The sequence below is a fragment of the Sinomonas sp. RB5 genome, assembly GCF_054063535.1.
Map to the genome: position 1 here is coordinate 22,872 of NZ_JBSSGJ010000002.1, position 14,216 is coordinate 37,087.

Genomic DNA, 14,216 nt, shown 5'->3' on the forward strand with positions numbered 1-14,216 from the left:
CCAGCGCCGGCTCGCCGCAGCACTATGCCCCTCGGGTCCTGCCTTGGATCGCCATGGCGCCCGCAAGGGAGAGGACAACGCCGGCGATGGCCACTGCGAGCATCGGGCCGAATCCTCCCGAGGCCTCGATGAGCGTCCCGCTGAGGATCGGGCCGATCGCGAAACCGCCGCCGATCATCAGATTCGTCGTGTTCATGACGTGGCCGCCGCCGCCGAGATCGGAAAGGGAGGAGAGGAGGTACGGAAGGATGAACGTCCAGGCGAACTTGAACACGAAGGCCGCAATCGCGAATTGGACGACACCGGGGCCGCCGAACAGGAGGGCGACGCCGACTGCGAGCGCGATGTACCCGCCCAGCAGGAACCACCGACGGTGAGGGCTGTCGCCCAGGATCGTCGCGATCAGCGGTGAGATGATCCCGGGGATGGTGGCGAGCGCGAGGACGATGCTCGTCGTCGAGAGTCCGATTCCCGAGCCGCCGGCGATCTGGCCCATGAAGGACCACACGCCGCTGAGCCCCACGTAGAAGAGAAGCACCGCGATGAGGCCGACCCCGAACTTCACCTTGTTCACCGGCCGGACCTCGGTCGATGTCGCGTCGCTGCCTGCTCCCTCCGCCTGCTGGGGGCGGCGCAGGGCTTCGCCGTCGATGAGGCGGACGAAGGGCAGGCAGCAGGCGGCGAGTCCTGCGAGCGTCCAGTACATGGCTCCGACCTTCGCAGCGGCGAAGAGGGCCGGGAAGACCGCCAGGATGATGGCACCCATGATGAGCTGGAACACCACGAAGATGCCGAAGGCACGGCTCGGGTTCGAGGTCTTGCCCGAGAGCGTGAGGATGACCACCGTGATGGAGCCCGCCGCCAGTGACGTCACGAAGCGCAGCGCCATCAAGAGAACGAAGCTCGTGGCGAACCCCGAGGCGACATTGCCGGCAATGACGATGCCAGTGAACACGTACACGGCGGTCACCAGATTGACCCGGCGTAACCACAGGTACGCCGGCACGGTGGCGAGGCTGAACGCACCGAGCTCAAGGGAGAAGAGCGATCCGACCTCGGTCGGGGTGAGGCCGAACTGCTGCACGAGTTTGCCGGCGATCACCGGCGCGATGAGCAGCACGGTATAGAGCACGGCGCTGAACACGGCGATGAACGTGTAGATGCCGCGGTCGCTGCCCACTCGTGGGCGCGCAGAAGCAAGGGTTGCCATGGCTGGGCCTTTCCAGGAAGAAGCTGGGGTAGCGGTGGTTCTCGGTGCCGTCAGGCGCGCCTGGCGGCGGTGGCGACTTCGGCGGCGTCGTACACCTTCCGCCCTGCGAACCAGGTCTCGACGGCACGGATGTTGCGGACCTCGTCGAGGGGGATGTCGTGGGGGTTGTCTGTCAGGAGGATGAAGTCTGCGGACTTGCCCGGCGCCAGGGACCCCGCAACGTCGCTGATGCCCATGGCCTCTGCGGAATCAGTGGTGTAGGCGCGGATCGCTTCGTCGAGCGTGATCGCCTGCTCCGGCCAGAGCTCCCCCGGGAACTGGCCGCTCGGGTCCTGACGGGTGACGAGACCGTAGATCGCCTCCCACGCGTTCGGCGAGACGCTGACGGGCCAGTCGGAGCCGCCCGCGAGCCGGGCACCGGCGTCGAGCAGAGTGCGGTTGGGCTGCATCCTCGAGGCCCGCTCCGGGGGAAGGACCGTCGCGATGGCTTCCGAGATCACTCCGGGGAACCACAGCGCGGGCGAGATGTCAGCCGTGACGTCGAGCTCGGCGAAGCGGGCGATGTCGTCCGGGTGGACGAACTGTCCGTGGGCAATGTGATAGCGCGGGTCCCTGAACCCGGCGGCACGCACCTTCGCGACGGTGTCGAGCACCAGACGGACCGATGCATCACCGGTGCAGTGGATCTTCGCCGAGATGCCCCGACGAGCTGTTCCCAGAAGCCACCCCTCCAAGTCCTCGGCAGGCATTGTGGTGGTGCCGCAGTGGCACTCGGGGAAGCCGACGCCGTCGAGATACGGCTCGAGGAACGCGCCCGTGCCCGCTGGGGGCACGCCGTCCAGGAAGATCTTGATGAAGTCCGGGCGATGGTGGGGCGAACGGGTCTCCTCGCGATGCTCGATGATGCCTTCTCCGAGGGGAGTGGTCCCGAAAATGAAGTCGTTGGCCTGCATCGACGTCACCACCCATGCGCGGAGGGCGCCGGCGTCGTCAAGCTCCTTGAGGGCACGCATGGTCTGCAGCGACGCGGCTGCATCCTGGAAGGCAGTGATGCCGTAGGAGTGGAGGATCTCAATGCCCCGCGACGAGGCGCGGGCAAGGTCGGCGGTGGTGGTGGGCTGGAGGCGGGCCAAGGTCTGCTCCGCGATGACGCCGGCCGCCTCGATGAGGACCCCGGTCGGGCGGCCGTCCCCCGAACGTAGGATCTGGCCTCCGTCCGGATCAACGGTGGTCTCACCGATGCCCGAAAGCTCGAGTGCCCTCGAGTTCGCCCACCGGTTGTGCTTCGAGTCGTCCTTGAAAAGGGCCGGACGCCCTCCTGTGGCGGCATCGAGGCGTGCAAGGGCCTCCGGAGTATTGATCTCCTTTAGGAGTCCGGAACCCCAGCTTCCGCCTACCACCCAGCGGTCCGAGGGAAGTCCCGCCGCGTACTCCGAGATAGCGGCGAGGAATTGGTCGAGAGTCAGAGTCGGCGGGGCATCCAGCTCGAAGAGGTCCATGTGGCCGGCGATGAGATGGTGGTTGTGCACGTCGAGCAGACCCGGCATGACGTAGGCGCCTTGAAGGTCGACCACCTCTGTCGCGGGTCCACGCAGCGCCTCGGCCCCTTCTCCCAGTGCCGCGACACGGCCGCCCACGACGGCGAGCGCGTGGGTCCGCCTGACGCTCCCGTCTAACGTCTCAATGGTTCCGTTGACCAGCAGCAGCTCTGCGAACGTGTGTGCCACGGCGACCTCCTCGTCCATGATGTGGATCACACCACGACGATAGATGCGTCAACGGATACGGCCCTTGACCGCCAGCGACCGCTCCTTGTGTTTGCGCGCTCAGTCCCCGCCGAAGGCAGCCTCGACCTCGCGGGGGTCGACGTCCTCGATCCTGGCCGGGTGCCACCGCGGCGCGCCGTCCTTGTCGACCAGGAGCGCCCTGATCCCCTCGCGCATGTCGCCGCGGGCCACGAGCGCTGCACCGAGCCGGAGGTCCTGCGCGAGCACGTCGACCACGTCCATGACGGCCGCGCGCCGCAGCGACTCGAGCGTGACCACGGCCGAGAAGGGGCACACGGACCGGATCGCCTCCTCGGCCGCGCGGGCGCCCTCGTGGCCCTCGGCGGCGAGCTCGACCAGCCGGTCCAGGATCGTCTGGGCGTCATCGCCCGCGTACGCCTCGTCCACCCATTCCCTCTCGGCGGCGAGCGGCGCCTCGGGGGCCGGCAGCGCGAGGGACCGCACGGCGTCGTGCGCGGCCCCCAGCGCCGTCTCCTCGGTCACCTCAGGGGCGCCGAGCCTCGCGCCCAGGAGCTCCACGAGCTCGCCAAGCCGATCCGACGGCACGAGGTGGTCCGCCCAGCCCAGGTACACGGCATCGGCGCCGGTCGCGGTGGAGGATGTGAGCGCGAGGTGCGTGCCGAGCTCGCCCGGGGCACGGGCGAGCAGCGCGGCCATGCCGACGTCCGGGGTGAACCCGATCCGCGTCTCCGGCATCGCGACCGAGGTCCGCTCCGTCACGACGCGCACCGACCCGTGCGCCGAGATGCCGAGGCCGCCGCCCATCGTGATCCCGTCCATGAGCGGCACGTACGGCTTGGGGTAGCCCGCGATCAGGGCGTTGAGGCGGTACTCGTCGGCCCAGAACGCGACCGCGGCCTCGTCGGGGCCGTCCCGCAGGGCACGGACGTCGCCGCCCGCGCACAGCCCGCGGCCTTCCCCGCGCACGACGATGGCGCGCACCTCGGGCTCCTCGGCCCACCGCTCGAGGGCCTCCTCCATGGCCAGGACCATGTCCCGGTCGAGGGAGTTGAGGGCGCGGGGCCGGTCCAGGGTGATGATGCCGAGGGGCCTCCGGGTCTCGGCGCGGACGTGCTGGCTCATCGGGCTGGCTCCTCTTCGCGGACGGTGGGGCTGCTCTGGCGGGTCCGGTCGGCGGCAGCCCCGCGGCAGGCCCCGACGAAGGCGCTCATGATGGCCTCGAGCTGCCCGGGCGCGGCGCCGGCGGTCTGCCGGTCCTCGGGATGCCACTGGACCGCGACGAGCCAGGTCGCCGGGTCGGCGGCCTCGAGCGCCTCGACCACGCCGTCGGGAGCCGTGGCGGCGACGCGCAGGCTCGCGCCGAGCCGGGCCGCCGCCTGGTGGTGGCCCGAGACCACGCGCGCCCGCTCCCCGAGCATGCCGGCCAGGCGGGTTCCGGGCTCGATCGCCACGTCGTGGAGGACCATCGGTCCGGTGGGGTCGACGTGGTTGCGGTGCATGCCCGGCGCGCCGTCCGGCGCGGTGGGGGGAAGGTCCTCGTGCAGGGACCCGCCGAGCACCACGTTGACCAGCTGCAGGCCGCGGCAGATCCCGAGGACGGGACGGGCGCTGGCGAGCGCCGCGCGCACGAGGCGCGCCTCGGCGTCGTCCGCGGCCCGGTCCACCCCGTCGATCGAGGGGTGCGCCGCGTCCCCGCCGTACAGGGCGGGGTCCACGTCGCCGCCGCCCATGACGACGACGCCGTCGAAGTCCTCGGCCGCGGGCAGGGCGCCGGTGGCGGCGTCGAGCACGACCGGTTGCGCCCCCGCGGCCTCGAGCGCGCCAGCCGCGCTCGCGGTGAGGCCCGCGAGTTCGGCGTGGAACCACGGCTCGTGGGAGGGCGCGGTGTCCGCCCAGGTCACGGCGATGCGCGGCGCCGCGCCCGGCGTGCTCATGCGTGCCCGTCCCCGCCGGCAGCCGGATAGAGGGGGTTGTGGCCGGCGGCGATGCGCTCGGCCTCGGGCGGCGGCCCGGGCGGGGTCCCGTCGCCGAACGGCCGGCCGCCGAGTTCCTCGCGGCCGTGCGGGGTGAGCCAGTTCGACAGGTCCGGGCCGTCGGGAACGATGCCGGTGGGATTGATGTCCTCGTGGACGATGTAGTAGTGCCGCTTGATCTGCACGAAGTCGATCGTGTCGCCGAAGCCGGGCGTCTGGAACAGGTCCCGGGCGTAGCCCCACAGGGCCGGCATCTCGCTGAGCTTGTTCCGGTTGCACTTGAAGTGGCCGTGGTAGACCGGGTCGAAGCGCGCGAGCGTGGTGAAGAGGCGCACGTCGGCCTCGGTGATGGTGTCCCCGACGAGGTAGCGCTGGCGGCTGAGGCGGTTCTCGAGCCAGTCCATGGCGTCCCAGAGGCGGGCGTAGGCGCGGCTGTAGGAGGCCTGGGAGCCGGCGAAGCCACAGCGGTAGACGCCGTTGTTGACGTCCGCGAAGACCCTGGCGTTGACCTCGTCGATTTCGGCGCGGAGGGGCTCGGGGTACAGGTCCGGGGCGCCCTCGCGGTGGAAGGCCGTCCACTCGAGCTCGAAGTCGAGGGTGATCTGCGGGTAGTCGTTGGTCACGACGGCGCCGCTGGGCACGTCCACGATCGCGGGGACGGTGATGCCGCGGGGGTAGTCCGGGAAGCGGCGGAAGTAGGACTCCTGGAGCCGCTCGACGCCGAGCACGGGGTCGAGGCCGTCCGGGTCGAGGTCGAAGGTCCACGAGCGCGCATCGTGGGTGGGGCCGGGGAGGCCGAGCGAGAGGGCGTCCTCGAGGCCGAGCAGGCGGCGCACGATCACGGTCCTGTTGGCCCACGGGCACGCGCGGGCGGCGACGAGGCGGTAGCGCCCGCTCTCCGCGGGCCACGCCCTCGCCCCGTCCGGCGCGGGGCTGCCGGGCGGGAACGTGCCGTCCCGCGTGATGCGGTCCTCGATGTAGTTGGTGTCCCGGGTGAACTCCTCGCCCGTGTGGACGTAGGCGCCCTTGGTGCTGAATGCGTCGCTGCCAGCCATGCGGCCAGCCTAGCGGTCCGCCTCAGCCGATGCCCGCCGGTGCCGGTTCCTGCTCCGGCAGCCCGGCCGGCTTCCCCGCGCGGGCCGTGCGCCCGGAGACCCGGCGTTCGAGGTACCGGGCGAAGTGGGAGATGAGGATGTTCGTGACCACGTAGACCGCCGCGATGACGAGGAAGGTCTGGATGAGGTGGTTCGTGTAGGCCGTGAGGTTGTTCGCGGTCTTCATCAGCTCCGGGTAGCTCACGGCGTAGCCGAGCGTCGTGTCCTTCAGGAGCACCACGAGCTGGGCCACCATCGAGGGCACGACGATCCGGACGGCCTGCGGCAGCACGACGAACCGGGTCGCCTGCGACTGCTGCATGCCCAGGCTCAGGGCCGCCTCGGTCTGGCCCGCCGGCAGGGCGAGGATGCCGGCGCGGAAGATCTCCGCCATCACCGCCGAACTGCACAGCGTGATGGGGATGACGAGCTTCCAGAAGATGTCCGGATTGATCCCGTAGGACGGCAGGCCGCTGACGAAGACGTACACCACGAGCAGCAGCGGCACCGAACGGAAGAACTCGATGTAGGCGGTGGCCGGCCAGCGCAGCCAGGGGCGCCGCGAGGTGCGCCCGAGGGCCATGACCAACGCCGTGGGGATCGCGAAGAGCGCCGAGGCGGCCGCCGCGAGCGCCGTGTTGCCGAGCCCCGCGAGCAGGAACTGGATGTAGGGCCACTGGGTGAACTCGGCCCAGCGGTCCGCCGCGAGCTGCCCCGCCTGGCCGAAGCGCTGCACGACGAGAAAGGCCACGGCCAGGATGGCGAGGACGCTCAGCGCCGTGACGATCCGGATGGTGCGCCGGCCGCGGGGGCCGACGGCGTCGAAGATGTGCTCCTGGGTGCTCACCGCTGGACCCTCCACCGCTTCTCGAGCCGCGCGCCGACCCCGCCCGCGAGCAGCGAGATGATCACGTAGGCGAAAGCGACGACGACGTACGCCGTGAGGCCGAGCGCCGCCTGGTTGTTGATCTCGGAGACCTGCAGCGTGAGGTCCTTGACGCCGATCACGCCGGCGAGCGAGGAACTCAGCAGGATCCCGATGAACACGTTCACGAGCGGCTGGACCACGCTCCGGTAGGCCTGCGGGAACAGGACGTGGCGGAGCACGCCGGAGAAGTCGAGGCCGATCGAGCGTGCGGCCTCGATCTGCCCGACCGAGACGGCGTTGATGCCGGTGCGGATCGCCTCGCAGGTGAAGGCTCCGCCGAGCAGCGTCATGGACAGGGCCGCGCAGGTGAAGAGGTCGAACGTCAGCCCGATGTCCGGCAGCCCGAACGTCACGACGACCAGGAGGCTGATGAGCGGGATGTTGACGAACAGCTCCACATACACCCGCCCCACCGCGCGCAGCGGCACGATGGGGCTGATGCGGAAGGCTGCCATCACCGTGCCGAGCACGAGCGAGCCCAGGAAGCTCACCGCGGTGAGCCTGAGCGTCATCCACAGCCCGTCGAGCAGCTCCGGGAGGTAGGTGGTGAACAGCTCCTGCATGGCGGCCGGGTCAGGAGGCGATGGCCGGCGGCTTGGGCGGATCCGTCTTGACGACCTGGCCCACGGTGGCCTTCCAGAGCGCGGCCCAGGTGCCGTCCTCCTCGATGGACTTGAGCCAGGCGTTGACGAACGCTAGCGCGTCGCTGCCCTTGTGCAGCCCGATGCCGTACGGGTCGGAGTTGCCGAACGGGTCGCCGACGATCTTGACGTCCTTGTTCTTGGCCACGTCCGAGAGCAGGATCGACTGGTCGATCACGTAGGCGTCCACGCGGCCCTGCTGGACGGCGGCGAGGCACTTGGGGTTGTCGTCGAAGGTCTGCACGTTCGCCTTCGGCGCGTACTTCTGCAGGAGGGCGACGCCGGTGCTCGCGGCCTGGGTTGCGACGTTCTTGCCGGCGAGGTCGTCGACAGAGTTGATGCTCGAGTTCGTCGACTTCACGAGGATGGCCGACTTCGACTCGTAGTACGGCCCGGCGAAGTCGACCTTCTGCTGCCGCGCCGGCGTGATGGAGTAGGTGGCGATGACCAGGTCCACGGACTGGTTCTGCAGCAGGGTCTCGCGGGTGTCCACCGTGACCTGGCTGAGGTTCTCCTTGGGCTGGCCGGTGATGTACTTCGCGAGCAGCTGGGAGATGCCGGCGTCGAAGCCCGCCACCTTCCCGGTGGCCGGATCCCGCAGGGAGAACAGCGAGGACGTGTCGGTGCCGCCGCGGTTGATCGCGCCGCGGGCCTTGATGGCCTTGGCCCACGCGTTCCCGTCCACGAGGGAGGCGTCGGCGACCTTGCCCTTGGACAGGACCGCGTCGTACGCCGCGAGGTCGATCACGGACCCGGAGGCGCCCGCCGAGCCCGAGCCGGACGGCGCCGGGAGCGAGGGGCTGCTCGAGCATGCTGCCAGGGCGCCCGCGCCCAGCGTTCCCAGGCCGATGCCGAGGAGCTTCCTCCTGCTGAGCTGGAGCCCGGCGATCTCGATCCGTTCCATGGCTGTACCTCCACGACGTCTGGCCCGCGAGCGCGGGCCGTCCAATAGCGGGGCCGGCGCCCCTCGACGATCTACGATTCGCAAGTCTAAGCATGATTTCCGTCACGCACGCGGGTGCACCGCGGGAAACGTGGGACTACTGTGAAATTCCCGAGACCCTCCGAACGCTAGGACGTGGACGTGGACCTGGACGTTGAAGCGACCGAACCGGCCGTCTCGAAGGAGACGATGGCGTGGATCACGCGGCTGATCGGGCTCGACACCACGAGCCGGGACACGAACCTGCCGCTCATCGACCTCGTCGCCGCTCAGGTGCGCCGCCACGGCGTCGAACCCGTCCTCGTCCCGAATGCGGACGGGAGCAAGGCCAACCTCATCGCCACCTTCCCGGCCACGGACGGCTCCGTCCACGGCGGGATCGTCCTCTCGGGCCACACGGACGTGGTCCCCGTGGACGGCCAGGAATGGTCGAGCGCCCCGTTCACGCCCGAGGTCCGCGAGGGGCGGCTGTACGGCCGGGGCGCGTGCGACATGAAGGGGTTCGTGGGCGCCGTCGTCGCCCGGATCGGGCAGATCGCCGCCGCAGACCTGCGGGAACCGCTCCACCTCGCGTTCTCCTACGACGAGGAGATCGGCTGCCTCGGCGCGGAGGACCTCGTCAAGGACATGGTGGGCCGGGGGCTCAGGCCGAGGGCGTGCATTGTCGGCGAGCCCACCGGCATGCGGGTGATCCGCGGCCACAAGTCCATCAACCTCGTCCGCGTGGACTTCCGCGGGGTCGCCGCGCACTCCTCGCTCACGCCGAACGGCGTCAACGCCATCGAGCACGCCGCGGCGTTCGCCCGCTTCGTGCGCTCGGTCGCGGACGAGTTCCGCGAGCAGGGCCCGTACGACGACGCATTCGACGTCCCGTACACGACCTGCACCGTGAACCTCATCGAGGGCGGGATCGCCGTCAACACGATCCCGGCGGACTGCAGCCTCCACTTCGAGTTCCGCTCCATCGGCGGGGTCGATTCCCGCGCCCTCCTCGAGCGCTTCCGGACCGAGCTCGCGCGGATCGAGGGCGAGATGAAGGCGGAGCACCCGCAGGCGGGCCTCGACGTGACCATCGTCGCCGCCGCACCCGGTCTCGAGACCGCCGTGGACGCCGAGGTGGTCCGCCTGGCCGCGGCGTGGGGCGGGGAGCCGAGCACGGAGAAGGTCGCCTACGGCACGGAGGCGGGCCTGTTCGACCAGGGCGGCATCCCCACGGTGGTGTGCGGCCCGGGGGACATCGCCCAGGCCCACTCCGCCGACGAGTACGTCGACCTGGACCAGCTGGCACGCTGCGAGGCGTTCCTCGACCGCGTCATCGCCCATCTGACCACCTGAGAGGCCCGGACCCACCCGAAGGAGCGCCATGCCAGCCACCCCCGCCACCGCCGCGGTCACCCCGGAACGGCTCGCCGCGGCCCGCAGGGCCGTCGTCAGCAGCTCGATCGGCGCCGCCCTCGAATGGTTCGACATCATCGTCTACGCCTCGTTCGCGATCGTCATCGCCGAGAACTTCTTCCCCGAGGGGGACAGCACCCTCGGGCTCATCCTCACCTTCGCGACGTTCGCCATCTCCTACCTCGTCCGGCCGCTCGGCGGGATGTTCCTCGGCTCGTACGGCGACCGCCACGGCCGCAAGAAGGCCCTGACCGTGACGCTCGCGCTCATGATGGTCGGAACCCTCATCATGGCCATCGCCCCGACCCACGCGCTCGTCGGGGCATGGGCGGGGATCATCATCCTCGTCTCGCGGCTCGTCCAGGGCTTCTCCGCCGGCGGCGAGTTCGGCACGGCCACGACCTTCCTCGTCGAGACCGCCCCGCACCGGAAGGCCTACTACGCCTCGTGGCAGGTCGCGGCCCAAGGCATCTCGATGTTCCTGGCCTCCGCGTTCGGGTTCGCCCTGTTCAGCTGGCTCTCCAAGGACCAGCTGTACTCGTGGGGCTGGCGCATCCCCTTCATCCTGGGGATCTTCATCGGCCCGGTGGGCCTCTACATCCGCTCGCGCCTGACCGAGACGGAGGAGTTCGAGCGGAGCGAGAAGCACGCCGCGCCGATCCGCGCCGTCTTCTCCACGCACCTCGGCCGCCTCCTCACCGCCTCGGCGAGCATCGGCGTCGCGACGATCTCGATCTACCTCATCCTCTACATGCCCACGTTCGCGGTGAAGAGCCTGCACGTGCCGGCGAGCGCCGCGTACCTCGGCGGCGTGGTCGCGGGGCTCGTGATCCTCGCCGGGACGCCGTTCGTCGGCAGCCTCGCGGACCGGGTGGGGCCGGCGCGGCTCATGCTCTGGGCCGCCGTGGCGGCCCTGGTGCTCGCGTGGCCGCTGTTCCAGCTCCTCATCAGCGCGCCCACCCTGCCGGTCTTCATCCTCGTCATCACGGTCCTCGGCGTCCTGTGCGCGCTCTACTTCGGCCCGCTGCCCACCCTGCTCACCGAGATCTTCCCCATCAACGTGCGCACCACGGGGGTCGGCGTGGCCTACAACGTGGGCGTCACCGTGATGGGCGGCCTCGCACCCCTCGTGCTCACGTGGCTCCTGGGCATCACCCACGCGCTCAGCGCGCCGAGCTTCTACTACATGGCGGTCGCCGTGATCTCCCTGATCGGGCTCGCCGTCGCGAAGCGCCGCTACCACGCACGGTGAGACTGGGTTTCACCACCGCGCCCGAGACCGCTAGCGTGGGTGGCGGAACACACCATCGACGGCGAGGACGTGACCCATGGCCCCCACCAGCAGCGATCCGGGCAGCACTGATCTGGGCAGCTACGCAACGCTCGAGCTCGACCTCACGGACGGCATCCTGACCCTCACCGTGAACCGCCCCGAGGCCCTCAATGCGCTCTCGCAGCAGGTCATCTCGGACCTGTGGAAGGCCTTCACGGCGATCGAGGACTCCTGCACGCACGACGCCGGGTGGCCGGTGCGCGGCGTGATCCTCACCGGGGCGGGGGGCAAGGCCTTCGTGGCGGGCGCGGACATCCGGGAGATGGCGTCGATGGAGCCCGACGACGCGGCGGAGTACGCGCGCTCTGCCCAGGGCGTGACGCTCCTGATCGAGAAGGTGCCCGTGCCGGTCATCGCGGCCGTGGACGGGTTCGCCCTCGGCGGCGGCTGCGAGCTGGCGCTCGCGTGCGACTTCATCTACGCCTCCGAGGCGGCCCAGTTCGGCCAGCCCGAGGTGAACCTCGGCCTCGTGCCCGGCTTCGGCGGGTCCGTCCGCCTCCCCCAGCGCGTGGGACTGGGTCCCGCGCGCGAGCTGATCTACACGGGCCGCCGGATCGACGCGGCCGAGGCGCTGCGCCTCGGCCTCGTCAACCGCGTCCTTCCGACCCGCCAGGAGCTCCTCGCGGCGGCGCGTGCCACCCTCGGCGAGATCGCCCCGAAGGCCCCGCTCGCCGTCGGCCTCGCCAAGCAGTCGATCACGGGCGCCTACGGGCTGCACACGGGCCAGGGCCTCGAGATCGAGGCCGGGCTGTTCCGGGAGGCGTTCACCACCGAGGACATGCGCGAGGGCACCACCGCGTTCCTCGAGAAGCGCAAGGCCTCGTTCTCCGGGAAGTAGGGCGCGCGCTGTGGCCCGGGGCACAGCCGGTTGAGATTTCAACCAACGCACGGCTGAGGGCAAGGACCGCCACAGCAAAACGACAGGGTGCGCCGCGATGGTTGAACCATGACGGCGACACTCCCCACTCCCCAGCCTCGCACCGAGGCGCTGCCCCGGGTGACCCGGCGCGCGGCCCTGAGCCGTGAGCTCAGGGCCCGCGGCCGGCGACGCCTCGCCGGCGCGGATCTGCTCACCGTGGCCGCGTGGGGCTCGGCGGCCGCCGCCGTGGCCCTGTACCTCGCGGACGGGGCGGCCGGCCAGTTCGGCTCCGTGGCCTCGGCGCTCACGGCGATCGGCATCATCGCCGGGCTCATCGGCACGGACCTCGTGCTCGTGATGCTCCTCCTGGCGGCTCGGCTGCCTTGGATCGACCGGGCGATCGGCCACGACCGGGCCATGGCCGTCCACGGCAGCCTCGGCAAGCCCTCGCTCTACCTGCTCCTGGCCCACATGGTCTTCCTCCTGCTCGGCTACGGCGCCTCCGAGGGCCTCAACCCGATCGCCGAGGCCGTGAGCCTGTGGAACCTCGTGCCGGACATGTGGCTCGCGTTCGTCTCGATCGCGCTGTTCATCGCCGTGGTCGTGACCTCCCTCGTGGCGGTGCGGCGCAAGATGCCGTACGAGTTCTGGCACGCCATCCACCTGCTCTCCTACGCCGCTGTCCTCACGGCCATCCCCCACCAGTTCAGCGTCGGCTCGCTCTTCGCCGAGGGGCACTGGCAGCGGCTCTACTGGGAGGTCTTCTACTGGGGCGTGGTCGTGTCCCTCGTCTGGTTCCGCGTGGTCACCCCGGTGGTGCGCACGTGGCGCCACCAGCTCACGGTGAGCCGCGTGGTGCAGGAGGGGAACGGCGTCGTGAGCATCGAGATGACGGGCCTGCGCCTGCACGAGCTCACCGGGGAGGGCGGCCGGTTCTTCGTCTGGCGCTTCCTCGCCCCCGGCCTGTGGTGGCACGCCCACCCGTTCAGCCTCTCCGCCGAGCCGCACGGCGAAGCCCTGCGCATCACCGTCCGCAACCTCGGCCGCGGCAGCGCCGCCCTCGCCCGGCTCCGCCCGGGCACCAAGGTGGCCCTCGCGGGGCCCTACGGCAACTTCGCCCACAGCTCCCGCACCCGCCCCGGCTTGGTCCTCGTGGGCTCGGGCATCGGCATCACCCCGATCCGCGCCCTGCTCGAGCGGGCCGAGTTCGCCCCGGGCGACGCGACCGTGATCCTGCGGGCCAGCGCCCCGCACCAGCTCTACCTGCGCGAGGAGATCGCCGCCCTGTGCCGGGCCCGCGGCGCAGTGCTGTACGAGCTCGTGGGCCGGCGCGCCCGCGGCAGCTCCTGGCTCCCCCGGCACCAGACGGGGCTGCACCTGACCGACTACCTCCCCGCCAGCGCCCCCACGCTGGCCGACTCGGACGTCTACGTCTGCGGGCCCCGCGAGTGGTCCGACGCCGTCCTCGCCGACGCGAAGGCCGCCGGCGCCCGGGACGAGACCCTCCATCGCGAAAGGTTCGACTGGTGAGAAAACGCGCAGCACTCTCCGCCTCCGTCGCCTCCCTCGGAATCCTCGCCATCGGCTGGCAGGCCGGCGCGCACGCCCTCGAGGCCAGCCAGCCCACGGCCGCCGGCACCACCGGGACCGCGGGCACCACCGGCACGGGAAGCACGACGGCGGGCTCCGCCTCGGGCGCGTCCGGCACCTCGGGCGGCACGGCCTCGGGCTCGGGCACCGCGTCCCAGGCGACCGCCGGAGCCCAGGCCAAGGCCCAGGCCACGTACGCGGGACAGGCCGTCTCGACCCGCTACGGCGACGTCCAGGTCCAGATCACCGTGCAGAACGGCAAGATCACCGACGTGACGGCCCTGCACCTGACCGACGCCGAGATGCGCTCCCAGATGATCAGCGCCAACGCGGCGCCGATCCTGCGCTCCGAGGTCCTGCAGGCCCAGTCGGCCAACGTCCAGACCGTCAGCGGCGCCACGATCACCTCCGACGCCTACCTCCAGTCCCTCCAGGCGGCCCTCGATGCAGCCCATCTCTGATCCGATCCCCGCCCTCCCTGCGCCCGGTACCGCGGCGCCTG

Annotated in this window: 13 protein-coding genes; 5 read left to right on the forward strand and 8 right to left on the reverse strand. The window is 70.9% G+C overall.

Features of this window, described 5'->3' with window-relative positions:
- Positions 1-22: 22 nt before the first annotated feature.
- From ACVWWH_RS02760 to ACVWWH_RS02795, 8 genes are all read right to left on the reverse strand, one after another.
- On the reverse strand, positions 23-1,210 hold the full coding sequence (locus ACVWWH_RS02760; protein WP_457315541.1) for an MFS transporter: 1,188 nt from the start codon (positions 1,208-1,210) through the stop codon (positions 23-25).
- A 50-nt stretch (positions 1,211-1,260) separates the two neighbouring features.
- Complete coding sequence (locus ACVWWH_RS02765; RefSeq protein ID WP_457315542.1) at positions 1,261-2,967, reverse strand: amidohydrolase; 1,707 nt, start codon at positions 2,965-2,967, stop codon at positions 1,261-1,263.
- 69 nt (positions 2,968-3,036) lie between these two features.
- Positions 3,037-4,080 (reverse strand): enoyl-CoA hydratase/isomerase family protein, encoded by a 1,044-nt coding sequence (locus ACVWWH_RS02770; protein WP_457315543.1) that lies wholly within the window; start codon positions 4,078-4,080, stop codon positions 3,037-3,039.
- On the reverse strand, positions 4,077-4,892 hold the full coding sequence (locus tag ACVWWH_RS02775) for a gamma-glutamyl-gamma-aminobutyrate hydrolase family protein (RefSeq protein WP_457315544.1): 816 nt from the start codon (positions 4,890-4,892) through the stop codon (positions 4,077-4,079). The genes ACVWWH_RS02770 and ACVWWH_RS02775 overlap by 4 nt, the downstream gene beginning before the upstream one ends.
- The gene (locus ACVWWH_RS02780; RefSeq protein ID WP_457315545.1) at positions 4,889-5,986 is read right to left on the reverse strand and encodes a glutathione S-transferase family protein; all 1,098 of its coding nucleotides are present in this window, start codon (positions 5,984-5,986) and stop codon (positions 4,889-4,891) included. The genes ACVWWH_RS02775 and ACVWWH_RS02780 overlap by 4 nt, the downstream gene beginning before the upstream one ends.
- 22 nt (positions 5,987-6,008) lie before the next feature.
- Positions 6,009-6,872: an amino acid ABC transporter permease gene (locus ACVWWH_RS02785; RefSeq protein ID WP_084249619.1), complete on the reverse strand. Its 864-nt coding sequence runs from the start codon at positions 6,870-6,872 to the stop codon at positions 6,009-6,011.
- Positions 6,869-7,516 carry an amino acid ABC transporter permease gene (locus tag ACVWWH_RS02790; RefSeq protein WP_066500668.1) on the reverse strand — a complete coding sequence of 216 codons (648 nt, stop codon included), beginning with the start codon at positions 7,514-7,516 and terminating at the stop codon, positions 6,869-6,871. Before ACVWWH_RS02790 ends, ACVWWH_RS02785 begins: the two co-directional genes overlap by 4 nt.
- Positions 7,517-7,526: 10 nt before the next feature.
- Positions 7,527-8,498, reverse strand: coding sequence for a glutamate ABC transporter substrate-binding protein (locus ACVWWH_RS02795; RefSeq protein ID WP_084249620.1), 972 nt, complete (start codon positions 8,496-8,498; stop codon positions 7,527-7,529).
- A gap of 180 nt (positions 8,499-8,678) precedes the next feature.
- Here ACVWWH_RS02795 and argE point away from each other — a divergent pair, with 180 nt between their 5' ends.
- From argE to ACVWWH_RS02820, 5 genes are all read left to right on the forward strand, one after another.
- A complete protein-coding gene (gene argE / locus ACVWWH_RS02800; protein WP_457315546.1) occupies positions 8,679-9,872 on the forward strand; it encodes an acetylornithine deacetylase in 1,194 nt (397 codons plus the stop codon).
- Positions 9,873-9,900: 28 nt separating this feature from the next.
- Positions 9,901-11,184 carry an MFS transporter gene (locus ACVWWH_RS02805; RefSeq protein ID WP_457315547.1) on the forward strand — a complete coding sequence of 428 codons (1,284 nt, stop codon included), beginning with the start codon at positions 9,901-9,903 and terminating at the stop codon, positions 11,182-11,184.
- A 76-nt stretch (positions 11,185-11,260) separates the two neighbouring features.
- Positions 11,261-12,103 (forward strand): enoyl-CoA hydratase/isomerase family protein, encoded by an 843-nt coding sequence (locus tag ACVWWH_RS02810; RefSeq protein ID WP_457315548.1) that lies wholly within the window; start codon positions 11,261-11,263, stop codon positions 12,101-12,103.
- Positions 12,104-12,211: 108 nt separating this feature from the next.
- The gene (locus ACVWWH_RS02815; protein ID WP_457315549.1) at positions 12,212-13,654 is read left to right on the forward strand and encodes a ferredoxin reductase family protein; all 1,443 of its coding nucleotides are present in this window, start codon (positions 12,212-12,214) and stop codon (positions 13,652-13,654) included.
- On the forward strand, positions 13,651-14,175 hold the full coding sequence (locus ACVWWH_RS02820; RefSeq protein WP_457315550.1) for an FMN-binding protein: 525 nt from the start codon (positions 13,651-13,653) through the stop codon (positions 14,173-14,175). Before ACVWWH_RS02815 ends, ACVWWH_RS02820 begins: the two co-directional genes overlap by 4 nt.
- Positions 14,176-14,216: the final 41 nt, after the last annotated feature.